At 58.9% G+C, this 19,566-nt stretch carries 16 protein-coding genes, 1 other RNA gene and 1 other annotated feature; of the genes, 9 read left to right on the top strand and 8 right to left on the bottom strand.

Annotated features, from left to right (window positions below; translation table 11 throughout):
• Positions 1-159: 159 nt before the first annotated feature.
• Together GTO91_RS01120 and GTO91_RS18555 are read right to left on the bottom strand one after the other, a co-directional pair.
• Positions 160-1,782, bottom strand: coding sequence for a sodium:solute symporter family protein (locus GTO91_RS01120; protein WP_161253557.1), 1,623 nt, complete (start codon positions 1,780-1,782; stop codon positions 160-162).
• Positions 1,783-1,930: 148 nt separating this feature from the next.
• Positions 1,931-2,038, bottom strand: coding sequence for a symporter small accessory protein (locus GTO91_RS18555; protein ID WP_328793701.1), 108 nt, complete (start codon positions 2,036-2,038; stop codon positions 1,931-1,933).
• A 95-nt stretch (positions 2,039-2,133) separates the two neighbouring features.
• Positions 2,134-2,432 (bottom strand) — a binding site (T-box leader).
• A gap of 325 nt (positions 2,433-2,757) precedes the next feature.
• On the opposite strand from GTO91_RS18555, the gene GTO91_RS01115 reads away from it, so the two are divergent.
• The 4 genes from GTO91_RS01115 to GTO91_RS01100 all read left to right on the top strand — a co-directional run bounded on the left by GTO91_RS01115 (position 2,758) and on the right by GTO91_RS01100 (position 7,732).
• Positions 2,758-4,851, top strand: coding sequence for a RiPP maturation radical SAM C-methyltransferase (locus GTO91_RS01115; RefSeq protein WP_161253554.1), 2,094 nt, complete (start codon positions 2,758-2,760; stop codon positions 4,849-4,851).
• A gap of 93 nt (positions 4,852-4,944) precedes the next feature.
• Positions 4,945-6,342: a radical SAM/SPASM domain-containing protein gene (locus GTO91_RS01110; protein ID WP_161253540.1), complete on the top strand. Its 1,398-nt coding sequence runs from the start codon at positions 4,945-4,947 to the stop codon at positions 6,340-6,342.
• A gap of 86 nt (positions 6,343-6,428) precedes the next feature.
• On the top strand, positions 6,429-7,055 hold the full coding sequence (locus GTO91_RS01105) for a hypothetical protein (RefSeq protein WP_161253521.1): 627 nt from the start codon (positions 6,429-6,431) through the stop codon (positions 7,053-7,055).
• A 344-nt stretch (positions 7,056-7,399) separates the two neighbouring features.
• Complete coding sequence (locus tag GTO91_RS01100) at positions 7,400-7,732, top strand: arsenate reductase family protein (RefSeq protein ID WP_161253518.1); 333 nt, start codon at positions 7,400-7,402, stop codon at positions 7,730-7,732.
• Positions 7,733-7,804: 72 nt separating this feature from the next.
• Here the strand turns inward: GTO91_RS01100 and GTO91_RS01095 are convergent, their stop codons facing one another.
• Positions 7,805-8,098, bottom strand: coding sequence for a hypothetical protein (locus tag GTO91_RS01095; protein ID WP_161253515.1), 294 nt, complete (start codon positions 8,096-8,098; stop codon positions 7,805-7,807).
• 228 nt (positions 8,099-8,326) lie between these two features.
• Here GTO91_RS01095 and GTO91_RS01090 point away from each other — a divergent pair, with 228 nt between their 5' ends.
• From GTO91_RS01090 to GTO91_RS01070, 5 genes are all read left to right on the top strand, one after another.
• The gene (locus GTO91_RS01090; RefSeq protein WP_161253511.1) at positions 8,327-9,709 is read left to right on the top strand and encodes an efflux RND transporter periplasmic adaptor subunit; all 1,383 of its coding nucleotides are present in this window, start codon (positions 8,327-8,329) and stop codon (positions 9,707-9,709) included.
• Between the two features lie 22 nt (positions 9,710-9,731).
• Complete coding sequence (locus GTO91_RS01085; RefSeq protein WP_456318570.1) at positions 9,732-10,541, top strand: ABC transporter ATP-binding protein; 810 nt, start codon at positions 9,732-9,734, stop codon at positions 10,539-10,541.
• Positions 10,538-11,743, top strand: a complete 1,206-nt coding sequence (locus GTO91_RS01080; RefSeq protein WP_161253505.1) for an ABC transporter permease — start codon at positions 10,538-10,540, stop codon at positions 11,741-11,743. Before GTO91_RS01085 ends, GTO91_RS01080 begins: the two co-directional genes overlap by 4 nt.
• A gap of 19 nt (positions 11,744-11,762) precedes the next feature.
• Positions 11,763-12,998 carry a histidine kinase gene (locus GTO91_RS01075; protein ID WP_161253502.1) on the top strand — a complete coding sequence of 412 codons (1,236 nt, stop codon included), beginning with the start codon at positions 11,763-11,765 and terminating at the stop codon, positions 12,996-12,998.
• Positions 12,999-13,080: 82 nt separating this feature from the next.
• The gene (locus GTO91_RS01070) at positions 13,081-15,015 is read left to right on the top strand and encodes a sigma 54-interacting transcriptional regulator (RefSeq protein WP_161253499.1); all 1,935 of its coding nucleotides are present in this window, start codon (positions 13,081-13,083) and stop codon (positions 15,013-15,015) included.
• 15 nt (positions 15,016-15,030) lie between these two features.
• On the opposite strand, the gene GTO91_RS01065 is transcribed toward GTO91_RS01070, so the two are convergent.
• The 5 genes from GTO91_RS01065 to GTO91_RS01045 form a co-directional block, all read right to left on the bottom strand.
• A complete protein-coding gene (locus tag GTO91_RS01065) occupies positions 15,031-15,567 on the bottom strand; it encodes an isoprenylcysteine carboxyl methyltransferase family protein (protein ID WP_161253496.1) in 537 nt (178 codons plus the stop codon).
• A gap of 63 nt (positions 15,568-15,630) precedes the next feature.
• On the bottom strand, positions 15,631-16,776 hold the full coding sequence (locus tag GTO91_RS18550) for a type III polyketide synthase (protein ID WP_161253493.1): 1,146 nt from the start codon (positions 16,774-16,776) through the stop codon (positions 15,631-15,633).
• Positions 16,777-16,910: 134 nt separating this feature from the next.
• Positions 16,911-17,268: RNase P RNA component class B (gene rnpB, locus GTO91_RS01055), an RNA gene on the bottom strand.
• 103 nt (positions 17,269-17,371) lie between these two features.
• Complete coding sequence (locus GTO91_RS01050) at positions 17,372-18,631, bottom strand: metallophosphoesterase (protein WP_161253491.1); 1,260 nt, start codon at positions 18,629-18,631, stop codon at positions 17,372-17,374.
• Positions 18,632-18,775: 144 nt separating this feature from the next.
• Positions 18,776-19,525: a 3'-5' exonuclease gene (locus tag GTO91_RS01045; protein ID WP_161253488.1), complete on the bottom strand. Its 750-nt coding sequence runs from the start codon at positions 19,523-19,525 to the stop codon at positions 18,776-18,778.
• Positions 19,526-19,566: the final 41 nt, after the last annotated feature.

Genomic DNA, 19,566 nt, shown 5'->3' with positions numbered 1-19,566 from the left:
GAGCAATGCGGAACATCAATAGGGATGTTTCCTTGCCTCGCTCTTCTTGCTTTGATGGAACGAAAGGAAATAATTTTAGACACAAAAAGGCGGAGCATCCACGCGACGCTCCGCAAGATTAATTGAAGCTTTTGTCGATAAACTTGAAGCGACAGACACCTATTGCCCCAGTTCCTTCGTGCTGGCTGCCGTCTCCGTGAGAGGCGCCGGAGGGATCTCCGCCTGGGCAGATTTTTGCGTCATCAGGCTGACGGCCACCAGGACGATGGCGCTGACAGGCAGGCTGATCACCATGGGGTCGATGTAAGTCCAGGGGGCTGTCGCCAGGGTTTTTACGCCAAAGAACTGCTGGCAGACGCCGAAGATGGCCGCTTCTTTCTCATGGACGAAGAGGACCAGGACGAGGTAGGTGACGGTGGCCGAGATCATGCTCCAGGTCGCACCGGCCGGCGTCACCTTGGGCCAGTAGAGGGCGGCCGTGTACATGGGCAGGAAGGCGGAGGCGCACATGCCGAAGAAGAGGGCCGTGGCGATGGCGATGATGCTGGGCGGAAGCTGGAGCGCCAGCAGCAGGGTGAGGGTGAAGCCGATGACGGTGCCGACGCGCGCCCAGAGGAGCGTTTTTTGGTCGCCTTTTTTCGCCTTGGGGTTCAGGTCATAAGTGAGCGACGTGGCGATGAGGTGGAACTGGCCGCTCAAGGTAGACATGGCCGCCGCCAGGAGCGAGAGCAGGAAGAGGTACATGATCCACTCAGGCATGGCCTGGGTGATGAACAGGGGGATGATCTTGTCGACGTTCGGCGCGGCGCCGCCAATGGCCGTGGCCGCCAGGGCGAGTTTGCCTGACTGCTCCATGAAGTAGACGTTGGAGAGAGCGCCGACGGTAAAGGCCGTTCCGGTCATGAAGAGGATGAAGACGCCGCCCACGCTCAGGGCGCGGTAGATATCCTTTTTGCCGGAGACGGTCATGTAGCGGACGGCGAGTTGCGGCTGGGCGAGGACGCCGATGCCGACGCCGAGGACGAGGGTGGAGACGACAAACCACCAGATCTCGGACCCGAACTGGGGCATAGCCGTCCAGCCGAGGTGGCCTTTGGCTGCCAGCGCCTGGGGCACCAGGTCTTTGAGGGCGCCCAGCTTTTCGTGGGCCGTCACGACGCCGCCCAACTTATCATAGGTGAGGTAGAGCAGGACGCCCATGCCGACGAACATGATGGAACTCTGCAAGGCGTCATTGTAGATGACCCCCCGCAGGCCGCCGAAGAAGACGTAGGCCAGGACGATGACGGCGAAGATGATCATGGAGGTGGTGTAGTTGATCTGCATGGCCTCTTCCATGTAGCGGGCGCCGCCGATCATGACGGCTGCGGCGTAGAGGGGCATGGAAAGGGCGATGACGCTGGCCGAGAAGTTGCGGATGAAAGGGGAGGAGAAGCGGGCGCCGAGAAATTCGGGGAAGGTATGCACGCCCAGTTGGTGGGCCAGTTTGCGCGTCTTAACGCCATAGAAGACGAAGGCGATGAAGATACCCACGAAGATGTTGAAGACGGTGAGCCATAACAGGCTCATGCCGTAGACGCCGGCGGCGCCGCCGAAACCGACGATGGCCGAGGTGGAGATGAAGGTGGAGCCGTAGGCCAGGGCCATCAGGAAGGGATGGATGTTGCCGCCGGCGATGAGGTAATCCTTGGACGAGCGCGTGTGCCGGTATCCCAGATAGCCGAGGAGCACCGTGGCGCCAAGATAAAAGGCCAACATGATGTAAAGGAGACCGTGTTTCACTTTGCCATCCCTCCCGCGTTGTGCTTGGTTGTGCTTGTGTGAAAATCAGAATGTTATGTGGGAACAAGTTTTTTCGGAATTTTCCGAGAATAAACGTTGCATTTTTGGCGCATTCAACGAACGCCCTCGTTTGGAGCGGCGATTCTCCTTATTCCTCCTGATGCTGGCCCCAGTAGGCGTAGCCGACACAGAGCAGCGTCGAGGCAATGCAGAGCAGATAGGCGCCCGCAATCCAGGGATCGTGCAGTCCGAGCAAATTTCCCACCTCCTCCGTGTGGTCGATTTCGTTGACACAGTGACAGGTTGAAACAGAAACAGGCAAAAATAAAAAATCCCGTCCGTTGTCTGGCGACAAGGGACGGGATTATCACCCGCGGTACCACCCTCATTGGCTCTTTGGGACTGTGCCCAAAAAAAGCCCTCCTTCATCAGGGTACGGGCCAAGGCATAAGACCTCACCGATACCCCCTTCCATATAACGGCGGAAGATCCGGCCTCACCTACCAACCCTCGCCCCTTAGCCTGGGGAGAGTCTTCAGCGGGCAACTCCAAGGTGAACTTCGCCTTATCGCTTGCAGACCGGGCTTTCACCTGCCCCCGGCTCTCTGGGCTGAAACCATAAGGTTACTTTACCTTTTCATCGTTTTTACGTTGCGAACCTGATTCAGTTGGATTGGGGCTATTCTAGCATGGGAAGGGATGTCCTGGCAATGGGGCGGATGGAAATTTTAAAAAATAGTACATGTTAAGACCCCCTATGGCAGCAACCAGAACGCTATCATAGGGGGTCTTTTCATTGTGCTTGAAAACGAAACCTTATTGCCCCGAGCACCGCTCCCAATAGAAGTTGTCAGCGGGCATAGGGTGACGTACCATTAGAATAAATTACACAGGAACAAATAAACATATATTCGTTTGAATCATTACATAAAAAGAATGAAACGGATCGAATGATAAAGATTTCGAGGTGTCGCAATGAAACTGCTGCTCGTCAATATGCCCTGGGGGAAGATCGATTTTCCCTCTATACAGTTAGGTATATTAAAAAGTTACCTATCCAGGAACGGGATTGTAACGGATGTGTCCTATCAGAACTTGGTTTTCGCAAACAGGATCGGCATCGATTTGTACGCCAAGCTATCCATCAGCTCGCGTTACGCCTACCTCTTAGAATGGCTGTTTAACGAATTCCTCATCACCGATACGTCCCTGGGCAAAGAACTTCAGCAATCACAGGAAAGGGACATCAAAGAACTGATCACGCTGAAAAACGCCAACCCTTTTCTCACCGATCAGTATCAGCCGACGCCGCTTGGCAATGTGCAGGCGGTCAATGAGAAGTTCATCGAAGATGAACTGGTCAAGGTCTGCCGGCAGATCAAGAACGAGATCATCCCCGATTTCTTTTATCAACTACTGAACAGCATCCCTTTTGTCGAGTACGACATCATCGGTTTCACCTGTTCTTTCAGCCAGACGGCGCCGGCGCTGAGCCTCGCTCGGATCATCAAAAAGAAATACAAGGATAAGATCATCATCCTCGGGGGGAATGCCGTCAGCGGCGATATGGGGATGGAATACCTGCGTGTGTTCCCCTGGATCGACTACATTGTCTATGGCGAAGGGGAAAGAGCGCTACTTCAAATCGTTGAGCATCTTCGGAACAACGACTACCGGCTCGGCGGCGGGCATGACCTAAAAGGTATCCTTTACCGTCACTACGGTTATCGAGGCGGCAGCAGCATGGACAACTGTGGCGGGGGCGAGGGGAGCGGCCCCGGTAATGACGATGGCAGCCTCGCGATCATCAAGACCCCACCGCAGCCACTGATCCCAATGGACGAGGTGCCCCTTCCCGACTACGATGATTACTTCAGACAGATCCAGTCGATCGAAAAGACCACTGGCAAAAAACTGAAACAGGACACGCTCCTCTTCGAAACAGCCCGTGGGTGTTGGTGGGGAGAGCGCGTCCAGTGCAAGTTTTGCAGCCTCAACGGAGAGCACCTGCACTTCCGGTGCAAGCAGTGGGAGACAGTCTATGAAGACCTCTGCGCCTTAGCGAAACGGTATGAAAGAAACAGCCTCATCTGCGTCGACAACATCCTGCGCTATCCCTCCTTCGCGCCGCTGCTCAAGGCACTGCCGGAAGACAAGCTGGACCTGGAACTCTTTTGGGAGGTAAAACCCAACCTGACCAAGGAGCAGCTCGAATCATTGGCCAAAGCAGGGGTCAAACGGGTACAAGCCGGCATCGAGAGTTTCAGCACCGACGTGTTGAAGCTGATCGACAAAGGCTCGACCAAAGTCAAGAACGTGCAGTTTATCAAGAACTGCTACGCCTTGGACATCCAGGTCTCCTATAATTTTCTCTTCGGTTTTCCCAATGAAAAGCCCGATTCCTACTATGACCTGCTCAACCTATTTCCGCTGATCTATCACCTGACGCCGCCGCTCTACCCGCCGAAACCGATGATCCTGCAACGGTTCAGCCGATACTTCCTGGAAGCCGACCGGTGCAACATCACCAACATCCGACCGATGGAGCAATACAGGTTGATCTATCCCATGGATGAGTTGAATATCGAAGAGATCGCCACAAATTACGCCTTCGATTGCGCTGAGATGCCGGACGATTTCGACTATTTAAACCGGATCACGGACTCGATCAAGGAGTGGAACATTCTCTTCGGAGGGAGCAGCCGGCCTGTCCTCGCCTATGAAGCAGGGGCCGGGTATGTGAAGGTTTACGATTCCAGGTTCGGACAGTTCAAAAGCACCATTCTGCGGGGGATGGTGGCCGACATCTACCGGCACTGCGACCAGATCAAACCGCTCAGCAGCATTATGGAAGCGGTGAGGGCGGACTGCAACAGCGGAGATGGGGGCGACGCCATGATCATCAAGACCCTCGATGAACTCCTGTTGAAAAAGCTGATGATCCGGGAAGAAGACAAGTTTTTATCCCTTGCCGTCAATCTCAAGGATATCCAAAGTCGTATCCCCCATCAGACCCTAAAAAACATCGTCCACGCCAAGCTATACCACCTGTTTGAGGAGATTCATTAGCCATTTTTCGTGGTTGACGATGATTTCGTTGGTTTTTAAAACATCCTTTCGTCAAGCAAACCGGGCGAAACAAAAAACATGGAGGAATCGTACATGTACGAACATTACAAGGCGTCCAGATTCAACACGGTCGTAAACATCGATGACGACAACAGGCTGATCTATAACAGTCTCTCCCAAGGGTTTTCCTTGCTCAACGGCGACGAGACGGACGTCTATGAGCGGGTGCGCAACGCCGCAACAGGGCCCATACCGAAGGAGGATCGGAACACCATTGACCACCTGCTGGTGAATAACTTCCTGGTGCCGTCCGATATCGATGAACTGGAGGTCTTCAAGAAACAGTACCTGAAGGAGAGACAGCGGACCGACAACATGGGGTTGACCATCTTGCCGACATTGAACTGCAATTTTGGCTGCGCCTATTGTTTTGAAGGGGATGAGAAGTCGACCGTCTTGATGCCTGAGAACATTCAACACTCCATTTTTCGGTTGCTCGAGAAAAAGGCCGAGACCATCAAGAGCCTGAACATCACCTGGTTCGGCGGCGAGCCCTTGATCGGGCTCAACATCATCAAAAAGCTTTCCAACCGCATCATCCCCTACTGTGACACCCGGGGGATCGCCTATTTCGCCTCGATGATCACCAACGGCTACCTGCTGACCGATGAGGTCGTGGCCGAACTGTACCTGCGGAAGGTGCGGACGATCCAGATCACCCTCGACGGCGCCGAGCCGCTCCATGACCGGTCACGATTCCTCAAGACAACCGGGACGGGCACCTATCGAAAAATCATCGACAACATCAAGGGGTACATCCACAAGTATCCGCTGAAAACCATCATCCGGATCAACATGGACAGGAAAAACCTCGACTCCATCTATGGGCTGCTCGATGACCTAGCCGAGCAGGGCCTGGGGCACACAGGCCGGTTGTCGGTGTACTTCTCGCCGATCGAAGCGTCCACCCGCGCCTGCGGCAAAATTGTCGATGACGTGATTCAGATGAGGGTCTTTGCCGCTCATGAATTTGACCTGTACAAGTACGCCGTCGCCAAGGGGTTGTGCGACATCGGCCTTCCTTACCGGAACGTCGGCATCTGTACGGCGACTCGGCCGAACGGTCTCGTCATCCTGCCCAACGGCGACCTCCATCGCTGCTGGGAGACCGTTTCAGACGGGACAAAGCAGATCGGCCTGCTCGGGAACGGGGACGATCTGACCAAAAATCCCTTGGAGGCGAAGTGGTCCAGTTGGAGCCCCTTTGAGCAGGAGGAATGCCGCAACTGCGCCATTTTGCCCAACTGCGCCGGGTACTGCGCCTATCGCTTTATCTACAATACAGAGTTTCACGGCGAGTTCAGTACACCCTGTCCCGCCTTGAAATACAACATCAAAGACAAGCTCCTCTATTATGTCGCATCCAAGGATGCCGCCATTGCTAAGTTGTTGCTGATGAACGAAATGAAAGGAGGTGAACAGGCGAGTTAGTCGCACAGGTCACAACGAAAAACATGTGCGACAGGGTGGATGGTTCGTAGGCATGCAATGAAAGATGAGAAGGAGGAATGCCCGGTATGAAGAACTTCGTCAACATCGCCTTCAACGGTTATCCCGAGAGCAAGGTCGATTCGGTGGTCAGGGGATTCACGACCGATAAGCAGTTGGTCCTATTCCATGTTTCACCGGACGGAACGACGGCCGAATCGGATGGGAAAACGCTCGCCGTCCCTGATGACCTCAACAAATTCAACGATCTGAAGGCGTTGATCAATTTCCTGAAAGGCGTGTCCATGACCATTGAAAATGGTGAACTGAAACTGCAGGCGCTGCCCCCGAGCGGCGCGAAGTATGTGGCTGCTACGATGGCCCCTGCTCCGGAAAGCGATGCTGTTGCCAGTGACTGCGCAGCCTACGGCGGTTGTGCCGCTGACGGCGGTTGTGCAGCAGATGGATGCGCCGCTGCCGGCGGATGTGCGGCCAAATCGGGTTGTGCGGCTGATGGCTGTGGCGGCTACGGTGGCTGTGCGGCCGACGGCGGTTGCGCGGCCCGCGGCTGCGCCGCCGATGGCGGCTGTGGCCTCAACGTGCCTTGCGCGGCTGACGGTTGTGTCGGCCATGCCTGCGGCGCCGACCTTTGCCCGGCCAATGTCAACGTCGGTCCCTGCGCCGTCGACATCCCTGTCTGTCCGATCATCCTGTAAAATAAAGCATGATTTAATACATAACCGGGAATATGCGGAGGCCACAGCGCGAAGATGTGTTGCGCTGTGGCTTTTTTTCGGCGCGTCCGGCATGGGCGATGATCTGAGATGAAAGTCCTGAACGGGGGGTGGCTGTACCAACCGGCCTTTCGCCGCGAGGGCCGGGGCGCCAGGTCTTTGAATAATTCGTATCCCGATACAGGCGATTCGGGTGCTCTCGACAGTTGTCTGTTGGAAAAATTGCTACAAAAAGTTATAATGCATATCAGTCTTAGCAGCTTTCACTTGCGATAAAGATACCAAATTAACAAGTAATGATCACATATCTGACTGGGGTGCAACACATGAACATCCAGATCTGGGGTACAAAAAAGTGCCAAGACACCCGCAAAGCCGAGCGTTACTTCAAAGAACGCCGCATCAAGTTCCAGTTCATCGACCTGGCCGTCAAAGGGCTTAGCAAAGGTGAGTTCGCTAGCGTCAAGGCCGCCGTCGGCCTCGACAACCTGATCGACAAAGCGGGCAAGGAGTATGCCAAGCGAAACCTCAAATACCTCGTCCATGACGTGGAAGAGGTGCTGATGGAAAACCCCCTGCTGTTCAAGACGCCTATCGTCCGCAACGGACGGCAGGCGACGGTCGGCTATTGTCCCGATGCGTGGGCCACATGGGAGTAGAAAGATAGAATGATAGAAAAGAAAGACCCAGCCGAACGATCGAATCGGCTGGGTCTTCTTATGCCTTCCATATTAAGCAGAATCGTTTTTGGCGTAGGGGGCGCTCGGCCTGTTCGGGGTCTGTGCCGCTTTTTCGCTTCTGCTCCATGTCTTCGGTCGTTCCGCAGCGCGCGCTTTTTTCAAGGCCTCCGTCGAACTTTTTGCCTGGATCAGGACCAAGGCACTCTTCGGGTAAATGTCCAACTCGAGATAATCCCGGCGCGCCCGTCGAATGTCAATTTCTGATGGTCCGAAATCAAGTATCGAGTACATGCCTGGCTCAGTCGAGGAGCGCAACAGAAGCCAATGATGCACCGTTTGGTTCATTCTTAATGCACTTCCTCAAAATGTAATCAACCCTTCCACGAGTGATTATACACCAAGGTCAAATGGTTTTATGTTAAGGCCCAGTAAATGTAGTTTTAAGTCTTTTTTGCAAATATAGTAAAATCTCAATGTCTTCTTGCGTAAAAACCTTTTTTCACTCGGTTTAACAGCATTTTCAGACGATTTTCAGAAACATCATTCATGATCTTCGGCAAGGAGTTGAAGCAAGTGACAGAGCCGATGCAGTGGTTGAAAGGAAACAAAAAGCTGATCGCCTGGGCCGTGGCGCTAACGCTTGCCGGCGGAGGCGGGTATGGGCTCTACGCCTGGCGAAGCGGCCAGGCGCTGGAGGCCCAGCGGTTGCAGGGCGGCGTCACCCGGGAAATAACGGTCAAAAAAGCGACGATCACCGAAAAGGTGACCGCCCTCGGTGTGCTGGAACCGCTGGCTACATATGAGATCAAAGCGAAGACTGAGGGAACCGTCACCGGCCTTGCCGTTAAGGAGACGGAAGAGGTCAAGGCCGGACAGGTGCTGGCGGTGCTGGCCTCGGAAAGCCTGAACGCGGAGGCGGCCAGGGCGGTGGTGACGCTTAAATCGGCCCAGGCCAGCCTGGAGAAGACGCGGCAGGGAACGACGGCGGAGGAGATCGCCCAGCAGGAGGTGGCATTGCGCCAGGCCGAGATCAACCTGGCCCGGTCCCAATCGGATCTGGAGAAGAACCAGCGCCTCTATGAAAACGGCGCCATCCCCCTGGCTGACCTGGAAAAAGCCCAGGACCAGGCCGCCCTCGACGAACAGACGTTCCAGTCGGCTCAGTTGAAGCTGGCCCAACTCAAGCGCCAGCCCGAGCCGACCGACGTGACCATCGCCGAAGCCAAGGTGGAAGAGGCGCGCATCTCCCGTGATCAAGCCCTTCAGAACCAGAACGACGCCCGGATCGCCGCCCCCGTCGATGGCACGATCCTGTCCTTGACCATGAAAAACGACGACAGCGTCGCCAACAACACCGTCGTCGCCACCGTGGCCAACCTGAAGGTGATGCGCGGCAATTTTTATGTCAATGAAATCGACGTGCCCAAGGTGAAACTGGGCATGGCGGCCAATGTCAAGGTCGACGCCCTAGGCGGTCGCGTCTTTAAGGGGAAGGTCACCCAGATCGGCCAGAACCCGAAGACCATCGACAACGTGGTCAACTACCAGGTGCTGGTGGAGGTGGACAACCTGGAAGGCCAACTCCGCTCCGGCATGACCATGTCCGTCGAAATCGTCATCAACCAGAAGCAGGACGTGGCGGCCATTCCCCTGGAGGCGTTGATCGAACGGGAGGGAACTGCCGGGGTGATGATCCCCGCCGCCGAAGAGGGGGGTCGGCCCACCTTCAAGCGGATCAAGACGGGGCTACGCGATGACACCATGGTGGAGGTGGTCGAAGGGCTCGCCGAAGGCGACCGCATCGCCATCGTCAGCACGGCGCGGCGGACGACGACGACCGGCGGCAATCCCCTCCAGTCCATCGGGGGGGCAGGCGGCGGCTCGCGTGCGGGCACAGGCGCCGGTGGCGGGCAGTCGGGCGGCGGTTTCGGGCAATCTTCGGGCCAGCGGCGCTAAGGGAAGGGGGCTGCTGGGCATGATCATTCAACTGACCGGCATCGAAAAAATCTACCGCCTCGGCGAGCTATCGGTACCCGCCCTGCGGGGTGTCAACCTGTCCATTAAAGCCAATGAGTTTGTCGCCATCATGGGGCCGTCCGGCTCGGGGAAGTCTACCCTGATGAACATCCTCGGCTGCCTGGACACGCCGACGGCAGGCTCCTATCGGCTGGCCGGACGTGAGGTGGCGAACTTGAGCGGCGACGAATTGGCCGAGGTGCGCAACCGCCAGATCGGATTCATCTTTCAGAGTTTCAACCTCCTGCCCCGGATGACAGCGCAGCAGAACGTAGAACTGCCCCTCGTCTATAAGCGGGAGGAGCCGCAGCGGCGACGCGAACTGGCGGCGGCAGCCCTGGCGGCGGTGGGACTGGCCGACCGGGGCCACCACCGGCCCAACGAACTGTCCGGCGGCCAGCGCCAGCGTGTCGCCATCGCGCGGGCGCTCGTTAACGAACCGGCGATCCTGCTCGCCGACGAGCCGACAGGCAACCTGGACAGCCGCTCCGGCGCCGAGATCATGGGGATCTTCGACCGGCTCCACCGCGAGGGCAAGACGATCCTGCTCGTCACCCATGAAGCGGACATCGCCGCCCATGCCCGGCGGACCATCGTCATTCGCGACGGCGAGGTCGTGGAGGACCGGCGGAATCCTTCTCACGACGGGCGCAGTCCGGCGAAATGGATCGCGACGGCCGAAAGAGCTGTTCCGGCAGAAAGCGTCAAAGGCGGCGAAGGAACCGTCACAGCAGATAAAGGCGCAAGTGATTGTGAGGAGGGAAGGTCATGATCGGCGACACCATCCGCATGGCCCTGTCGAGCCTCCTAGAGAACAAGCTCCGTTCCCTCTTGACGATGCTTGGCATCATCATCGGGGTGGCCGCCGTCGTCGCCATGGTGTCCATCGGCAAGGGGGCCAACAAGAGCGTCACCGACCAGATCGGCGCTCTCGGATCGAACCTGCTCTACGTGACCCCGGGGCGCACGGCGCCGATCCCCGGCGTGTCCCGGCAGGCCCGCGGGAGCGTGAGCCTCTTGACCCTGGACGAGTATGAACTGCTGCAATCGGCGCGGGGGGAACTCATCGCCGAGGTGGTGCCGGAAGCGGGCCGCCAGATGGTCGTCCGCAACGACCGGGAGAACACGACGACGAACATAACCGGGACGACCCCTGAATACAGTAGTGTGCGGAACTTTTTTGTCGCCCAGGGCCGCTTCATCAGCGACTATGACATGGACAATATGTCCCGCGTCGCCGTCCTCGGCGCCACGGCCGCCGCCGATCTCTTCGGCGCCGCCAATCCCGTGGGCAAGACGATCCGCATCAACATGACCGACTTTACCGTCATCGGCGTCATGGAAAACAAGATTGCCGGCGCCAGCGATGTGGGCGACCAGGTCTTTGTCCCCCTGACGACGGGGATGAAGCGCCTCTTCGGCGGCAAAAGCCTGCGAACCATCGTCATACAGGCAGCCGGGGAAGACGTGATCAACGATGCCCAGACCCAAGTGGAGCGGATCCTCACCCACAAGATGGGCAGCGCGAGCAAGTTTGTCCTGCGCAACCAGCAGGATGTTCTCACGACGGTGCAGGGAACGACGGACACGCTCACGGCGCTTTTAGTTGGGATCACGGGCATCTCCCTGCTCGTCGGCGGCATCGGCATCATGAACATCATGCTCGTCTCCGTGACGGAGCGGACTCGGGAGATCGGTATCCGCAAGGCGCTCGGGGCGAAGCGGTTCGACATCCTGACCCAGTTTCTCATCGAGTCAACGGTCATCTCCAGTTGTGGCGGCGTGCTCGGCATCCTCACCGGCGTCGGCCTCTCCAGCCTGCTCGGCGCGTTGGGAAACTGGCAGATCCAGATCTCCTGGGAGGCGATGGCGCTGGCCTTCTGTTTTTCGGCGGCCATCGGCATCTTCTTCGGCCTCTATCCCGCCAACCGGGCTTCGGCCCTGGACCCGATCGAGGCGCTGCGATTCGAATAAGCGAAAGCGAGGTGTTGCTGTGAACCCTCGGCGCAAATCGCTTCTGGCAATCACCCTGACGGCCGCTGTCATCGTGACAGCGGTCCTGGTTGGGGTGTTTCTTTTTCCTCTTGGGGATTCCCTCAATGGGTTGCTGGATGGTCGCGAATGGATGGCCGCGCTCCTGGCCGTCTTTATGGTGATTGGCTTCTGGGTGGCGCGAAAAAAGAGGGGTTTTGAAGGTGAGGAGGATGGTCACGACGAGGGAGACCTTGAGGCGCAGGGCTGGGACATCAGGGATAAGAAGGACAATCGGGAGGGGGAACGCCGGGGGGATGACGAGAAGGGGGGAGAGAGAGAAGGCAAGGGAGATGACGAGGAAGACGACGAAGAAGATAGGCCCAAACGCTCGGTCACTCGCCGTGACGAGTGCGGTCTTATGTTCGGCGAAAAGCCATGCCACGGACAATGCCCCGCACCGGCCCGGCTGCTCGATGAACTGGTTCCGACCCTTAACCACTCCCTCGGCGTCATCCGCTGCGCCGTTCAGGTGGTAGAAGAGGAGTTCGGCTACCGCACCGACCTCATTCACCATACGCGGATTATCGCCGTCGAGGCGCAGCGCCAGCAGCAGTACCTCCGGGAGGCGGCCCGGCTGTTGCGGGTCGACGGGAATCCCCCGGACTGGCTGGACGTTTCCGTCCTGGTCGATGGGGTGCTGGAACGGTTCCGCAATCTTTTTCCCGATTATGTAGTGATCCAAGAAGTCCCCGAAGAGAAGGCGCCGATCAAGGTCTGGGCAGACGGGGAACGCCTGACTGAGGCGATATGCCGGCTTTTGGCGGGACTCTGTCGTCCCGATGCAACAGGACAGATCCATGTCCGCGTCAGCCTGGCGCCCGAAAGAGCAGTGCGCGCAGAGGGAAGAGAGGATGCCCTCACCCTCGAATGTCACCTGCGAGGAGCGAAGGATGTGACGGCATCTCCTGATGGACACCTGGCCCGCCTGGCCATCGAGGCGCAAGGTGGCAGGGTTGTCATCACCCCCGGCGCGGCTGGAGAGGCCCAGGTGATATTGCGGATGCCCCCGGTCTTTACAGCGGTGGAGCCGGAACGTTTTTTGCGAGACAAAGGGTTCTTGCTTCGTCCTGCTTCTCCTGGCGAAAACGACGGTGGAGATAAGGAGCAGGAAAATTCTCATCGAGGGAGCGGCATCGAGCCGAAAAAGAATGAGATGGATAGCGCCCGGCGATTGTACGCCGGCGCAACGGACTGATCAAGATAACGCACGCGCCAGCGGGTCTAAACAGACAGGGACAGCGGATCAGCCGAAGAAGCGGCGGGAGGGGAGGGTGTCGATGCAAGGCGTCTTGTTGTTGCTCAGTCCCGAGGAGCACCTGCGCTGGGTCTTGGCGCGGGGGCTGAGCCGGGCCGGTTACAGGGTCATTCCGGCGCAGAACGGGAATGAGGCGGCGCAGCAGTTGGAACGGGAAGCGGTGAACCTGGTGATCGTCGACCTGGACGGACCGGGGTCGGAAGGCCTGCCGGTCTTGCACCGCCTGCTCGGTGTCCGTTCCAACGTGCCCTTCCTCGTCCTCACCGGCCAGGCTTGTGCCGAGACGGCCCTGGAAGCCCAGCGCCTGGGGGCGCGCGACTACCTGCAAAAGCCGTTCGGTTTGGACGAACTTCGCCTTGCCCTGGAAAAAGCGCTCGAAATGGAGTCCTTGCGACAGGAGGTGCGCTTCCTGCGCCTGGAAGCAGCCGGGCGGCGGGAGAACGTGGAGTTGATCGGCGTCAGCCCGGCCATGCGCGCCATCCGGGAACTGATCGCCCAGGTGGCCAACGCCCCGACGCCTGTCACCGTGGCCGGCGAGGCGGGAACGGGAAAGGAGGTCGTCGCCCGGGCGCTCCATCACCAGAGCCGTCGTCGCGAATACCCCTTTGTCGTGTTCCCCTGCGCGGCCATCCCGCCCAACCTGATCGAAAGCGAACTTTTTGGCTGGGAATCGCCTGCTCCGGCAAAGGCGGGGAATGAAGCGAAGGCCCGGCCGGGACGGTTGGAAATGGCTCACCGGGGGACCCTTTTGATCCGGGATATTGAATTGTTGCCCCTCGATCTGCAGGCGAGACTGTGCCGTGTGCTGGAGGACGGCGCCTTCACTCGGACCGGCGGGACAAAACCGCTGGCCGTCGATGTGCGCGTGATCGTTGCCTCCAGCGGGAATCTGGCCGACGCCGTGCGCGATGGACGGATGCGGGAGGATCTCTACTACCGGCTCAATGTGATCCCGATCCATCTGCCGCCCTTGTCGGTGCGCAAAGAGGACATTGCCGACCTGGCCCGGCATTTTTTGTGCCGTTATGAACCGCGTGGCCGGATCCGGGGATTTACAGCCGACGCCGTCCATATCCTGACCTCCCATTCCTGGCCGGGCAACGTGCGGGAACTGGCCAATCGGATTGAACGGGCGGTCATTGTCACCCGTGGGGAGTGGATCACCGCTGCCGAATTGGTTGCCGTCGATCCACCGGATGCTTCTGAGAGGCTCAGCGGTCAAAAGGGAACCACGTCGGCCACTTCTCCGGCAAACGGCTCGGCTGCCTCCACAGGGAAGGGCGATCAGAACCGGCGTGCCGGCGAACGGGCAAAACAGGTCAGCGCCGTGCCACCGGAGAAAGGGGACATAGCCATCCCACCAGTGAGGCGGGACGGCAGCGCCCCGCTGTCTAAGCGAGACAGCAACAACGCACAGGGAAGGCCAGATAGCGCCAATTCACCAGCGCGTGACAAGCCGGGCGAGACAGTGGTGCTCAACCAGGGGAAGGAACTGTTGCTGTACACCTCCCCCCGCCGCCGCAGGCGCGCCGAAACGGGAGAGGGGGATAAGGACCAACCATCATCCGGCGTGGAGCGGGAGGGCTTTCCTGGAGGGGCTGGAACACAGGCCGGTTCCGGAAGGGGGGCGCCCCATGAACAACTGAAAGGGAGTGCAGAACGGATATTACCGGCGCAACCAAATCAACAGGCACAGGCACAGTCGACAAAGTGGGAAGGGGAGGTCCTCCGTCGAATGGGTAACCTTTCCGTTCAAGACGACGGTGTCACCCTGACGATCGCCGGACCCTTCTCCTTGGATAACTTGGAAAAAAAAATCATCGAGTCTGCCCTTCAGGAGACGGGCGGCGACTTGGTGGAAACGGCGCGGATGCTGAGGCTGAACCGGCCTGCCCTGTCTGCCCGGATGCAAAAACATCATATCTCCCCCACGCCCTTTCGCTCCGGTGAGCGGTAGACGCGAGAAGTCCTTTTATCGGGAAGAGCCATAGACCTCTGCGTAATCGGTCGCCTCAGTCAACGCCGCCTCTTCGACGTGGATACGAACAGAAAGCAGGTAGAGATTGACGACGGAAACCATAGCAGCTGTCATCCAGGCGCCGAATAGGAGTGGGATGCAGAGCAGTTCGGTGATGACGGCAAGGTAGTTGGGGTGGCGGAAAAAGCGGTAGGGACCTCGCTTGACGGCTTTCGCGCCGGGGAGGACGAAGATGCGCGTGTTCCAGAAGGGACCCAGGCTGGTCATGCACCAGTAACGGAGCCACTGGGCGACAACGAAAGCCGCCGCCGGCGCCATCCACCACTGGGGCGGCTTTCGACCCAGCATGAGCACTTCCGTCATGAGGGCGGCAAAGAAACAGATATGCAAGGCCACCAGGTATTTGTAGTGCGCCTGCCCCGCTTCAACGGCGCCCTGAGCCGTCATCCATCTGGCGTTTCGCCGGGCGATCGTCAGTTCGGCCACCCGCTGAGCGAGCACAAGCGATAAAAAGGCGAAGAAGATGAGCAACGTAATGCCTCCTTCAGGCTCTTCTCTGGTCAGAGAAGAGCAGGTCCGGCAAGAGAGCAGCAATCACCAACGCAGTAGCGCCAGTTCGGAACAAAAGCCCGGCCCCAGTGCGGTCATTAATGCGTATTCGCCTCCGGATCCGCCGCTGTCTCCACAACCGCATCCGCCGCGATTTCCACAACTGCCGCCGTGGCAACTTCCGGTGGACTTTTCTTCCATCGCCTTTTCCAGGACGAAGAGGATCGTCGCCGATGACATGTTGCCATACTCGCGCAACACCTGGCGGCTCAGTCGCGTCTGTTCCGGCGAGAGGCCCAGGCATTCCTCATAGGCGCTGATCACCTTGGCCCCGCCGGGATGGGCGATCAGGCGGTCGATGGCGGATCGATCCAGCCTCTGTTCCTGGAGAAACTCGTCCACCGCTGGCGGTATATGGCGCAACACAAAGGAAGGGATGTCCCGCGAGAAGATCACCTTCAAGCCCTCGTCTTGCACGTCCCAGCCCATGATATCGAGGGTGTCAGGCCAGCGGGTTGTCCGGGAAGCGATAATCTGGGGGGAGAGGGAAGGACTTGGGGAAGCGCCTTCGCTCGCGGAGGTCGGCCCGTCCTCCACAATCAGCGCCGCAGCGGCCCCGTCGCCGAAGAGGGAGGTGGCGATCAGGTTGCCTTTCGAGCGATCACCCCAGAGGAAGGTGAGGCCGCACAACTCCAGGGCGAGGAGCAGCACGGGCCGCCCCGGACGGGCGGATGCCATTTCCGCAGCCCGGGCCACGCCGGCGCAGCCGCCCGCGCAGCCTAAGCCCCACAAGGGGAGGCGGCGCAGCGACGGTTTCATGGCAAGCCCGTTGGCGATGCGCACATCGATCGCCGGGGTGGCGATCCCCGTAGAGGAGACAAAAAGGAAGCAATCCACATCCTCTGGCGCGAGGCCGGCTTTGTCGAGGCATCGCGTGACGGCGCGAGCGCCCAGGTCGACGGCGTTTTCGATGTAGAGGCGGTTTTTCTCGGCGAAGCTGTGGTTTCGCTGAAACCAGTCCATGGGAACGCAGAAGTGGCGCTTGTCGATTTGCGCATTCTGAAAGATCGGCAGCAGTCGTTCCAGGTCGCGGAAGGAGGCGGAGAACATCTGCTGCACGGCATGGCGAATATCTTCTTGGTAGAAGACGTGGTCCGGCACGGCGGATGCGACGGAGACGATTCTCGGCACGGCGGCTCCCTCCTCGATCCCTCCATCTAAAGCGATGCTAGTGTTGCCGCCCCGTCGCGGGAAAAGTCGCTGTCAAGGCAAAAAAATAAACGACCGGAGGTGTAGACCTCTGGTCGTTTTAGAAAAAAGAGTATGGCTGTAATCGAGATTCTGTCCCCGGCTTGCGCCGTTGGATAGTCATTTGTCTAAGGAAGTTGCTCCTGACGGCCTGGCTTCCTTCCCGCCGCAGCGGGTGCCCCTACCCGCGGCTAACGCCGCCTATTTGGGTTGCACGCTGGTGGAGTTTACCCTTGCACTTCCCCGTCGCCGGGGAACATCGTTTCTGTGGCACTTTATGGCGACTTGCCTCTCCGAAGAGACGCTTTTGCCGTCGTCAGGTCGCCCTGCCCTGGCTTGCGCCAGGCACCATACTCCGCGACCGCCGAAGCGGCCGTGGGCGTGTCTCGAATTTCCTCGATCCCTGCAAAGCAGAAACCGCGACTATCCACCATACTCTTTTTCGCTCTTCTGTTGTGGCGTCTCTCAAAGGACGCTTGACTAGTATAGGCGATTCCGCCGCTAAAGGCAAGAGGGAATAAACGGAAATGATAAACCTTCAGGCGCTCCGCAACACGAAGGTGACGATCTCGGAAGGACAGCCCAAACGGAAGGGCATCCAGTGACCGAGGCCGCTGTGGACGAAGAGCTTGTGCTCGTCATCGCCGTACCAGCCGCGCATGTACTCCATGGCGAAGGGGAAGAGGGAGCGGTCGCCGATGCCCACCTGTCCGCCATGGGTGTGTCCGGCTAAGGAGAGGGCCACGCCCCTTTTCCGGGCCGCATTGAACCCGTCGGGGTGGTGGGTGAGCAGGACTTTCGGCACGTCTGCCGGCGCCCCGGCCAGGGCCTTGTCGAGCATCCATTCCGTGACGGCTGCCCGGTTGTCGTCGTCGCGGCGCGTAAAGGGGTAGTCGATGCCGAGGAGGCAGAGGGAGTTTTCGATCGTGTGAAAGCCGTTGTCCAGGTGCCGGATCGAACTGCCCTGGAAGGCGCCTCTCACTTTGTCCAGGTCCCGGTAGTGCTCATGGTTGCCGAGGCAGTAATAGCTGCCCAGGGTCGTCGATACCTGTTCCGTCCGCCCGATGGCTTCGTTTAGGAGTGTCACGTCGTCCACGTAGTCGCCGGTGATGGTCAATATGTCCGGCTTTTGCCTATCCACAAGTTCCAGGGCGTCATCGAGGCGGTCGAGAGGGAAGAAGGTGCCCAGATGGACGTCGGAGATCTGGACGAGGCGGAGCCCGTCGAGATGCTTAGAGAGACCGGGGATGGTCACGGGGTAGGTGCGGGTGATGACGCGGTTGTCGCCGATGAGCACGCCGTCAGTGGCGACAGTGAGGGCGAAGAAGGGGACGGCGGTGATAGCGCCTTGCAGCAGTTGCCGACGCGACACCTTCTCCGGCAGATGGACATGGGGTTGGGGCTCTTCGGCAGCATGTTTTTTTTCTGCAGTATGGCTTTTTTCCGCCGCCTTCGCCTTTGCCGCCTGTTGCTCGTCGTCCTCCAGAGAGCGCTGGAGACGGCTGAAGATGAAGACGAGCGGGACGGCCAGGAGGAAGATGATCTGGCCGATGTTCCAGGCGAAAGCGGGATAATAGGCGATGCGCAACCAGGCTTCCTGGGTCTGGAAGCCTGTCGCCACGCTGTACAGGGGCGGCAACGCCGAGAGGATGGCGATGATCACGAAGGCGGCTCGCCAGCGTCCCGGCCGGAAAAAGGGCATCCAGCGTACGAGAGCCATGTAGGAGAGGTAGTTGATAAGAAGGAAAAAGGCGATCGGCATGAGGCGCATGATCGAAAACAGCGGAGATTGGTGCAATGGGGATCCTCCTTCCGCCGGAGTAAGCATTTTATTATTATGCTGCATTGCCGCTTTATTATATTAGCGCCTCTGCCGTTGGAACACAAACCCCCCTCGGGGCTGTGAATGGCTTCCACAGGAAGAGAGGGGGACGGCGCGCCCCTAGAGGTGCTGCTGCGCCAAAATCCGCTGCAACTCGCCGAGGGTGTTCACCGGCCGGAGTTTTTGCAGCCGGGCCAGCATGGCGGAAAACAGATCGGCCGTCATCTGCGCGTCGCCGAGGGCGGTGTGACGGCGGCGGGGCGTAATCTGGCAGTCGGCGACTAGGGCGTCCAGGCTGTGGTCGGCGCGAAAAGGTTCCAGGACGCGCGACAAGGTGATTGTGTCGATAACAGGGTGATAGAGCTTCGTTCGGAGCGGGCGCAGGTACTTGTCGAGAAAGCCCACATCGAAGGCGATCCCGTGGGCCACCAGGACGGCGCCGTCGATAAAGTCCAGAAAGTCGTCGAGAACCGGGTAGATGGTCGGCTGGGAGAGGACCATATCATCGTTGATGCCGGTGATCTCCCGCGCCAGGGCAGGGATGGGGCGATGGGGGTTGACGAGGCGGTCAAAGACTCGCTCCTTCCCTTTTCCCTCCGCGTATCCCGCTCCCTCGTCGCAAGCTCCTTCGACACCAGGCGGCAGGGCTACGCCCCCGAGGGCGATCACATCGTCATCAGGGACGCTCAGTCCTGTCGTCTCAGTATCAAAGACAACGAAAGTGATGTCCCGGAGCAGTCGAAAGGGGCTATGGCGCCCCCGATTGCGACGGCACTTTTCCACTAAGCGGGCGGACAGGGCCGGTTCGGGCATCCGCCCAGGGAATCCGGTCCGTTCGAGGCCGAAAAGATGGCGAAAGGTCTCAATCAAGGATAACACCTCCACCGGATCGAAGAAGCGCTCGATGCGCT

The organism is Heliomicrobium undosum (assembly GCF_009877425.1).
Taxonomy (GTDB): domain Bacteria; phylum Bacillota; class Desulfitobacteriia; order Heliobacteriales; family Heliobacteriaceae; genus Heliomicrobium; species Heliomicrobium undosum.
The sequence above is the reverse complement of the archived record's forward strand: the minus strand, read 5'-3'. Positions and strand labels throughout refer to the sequence as shown.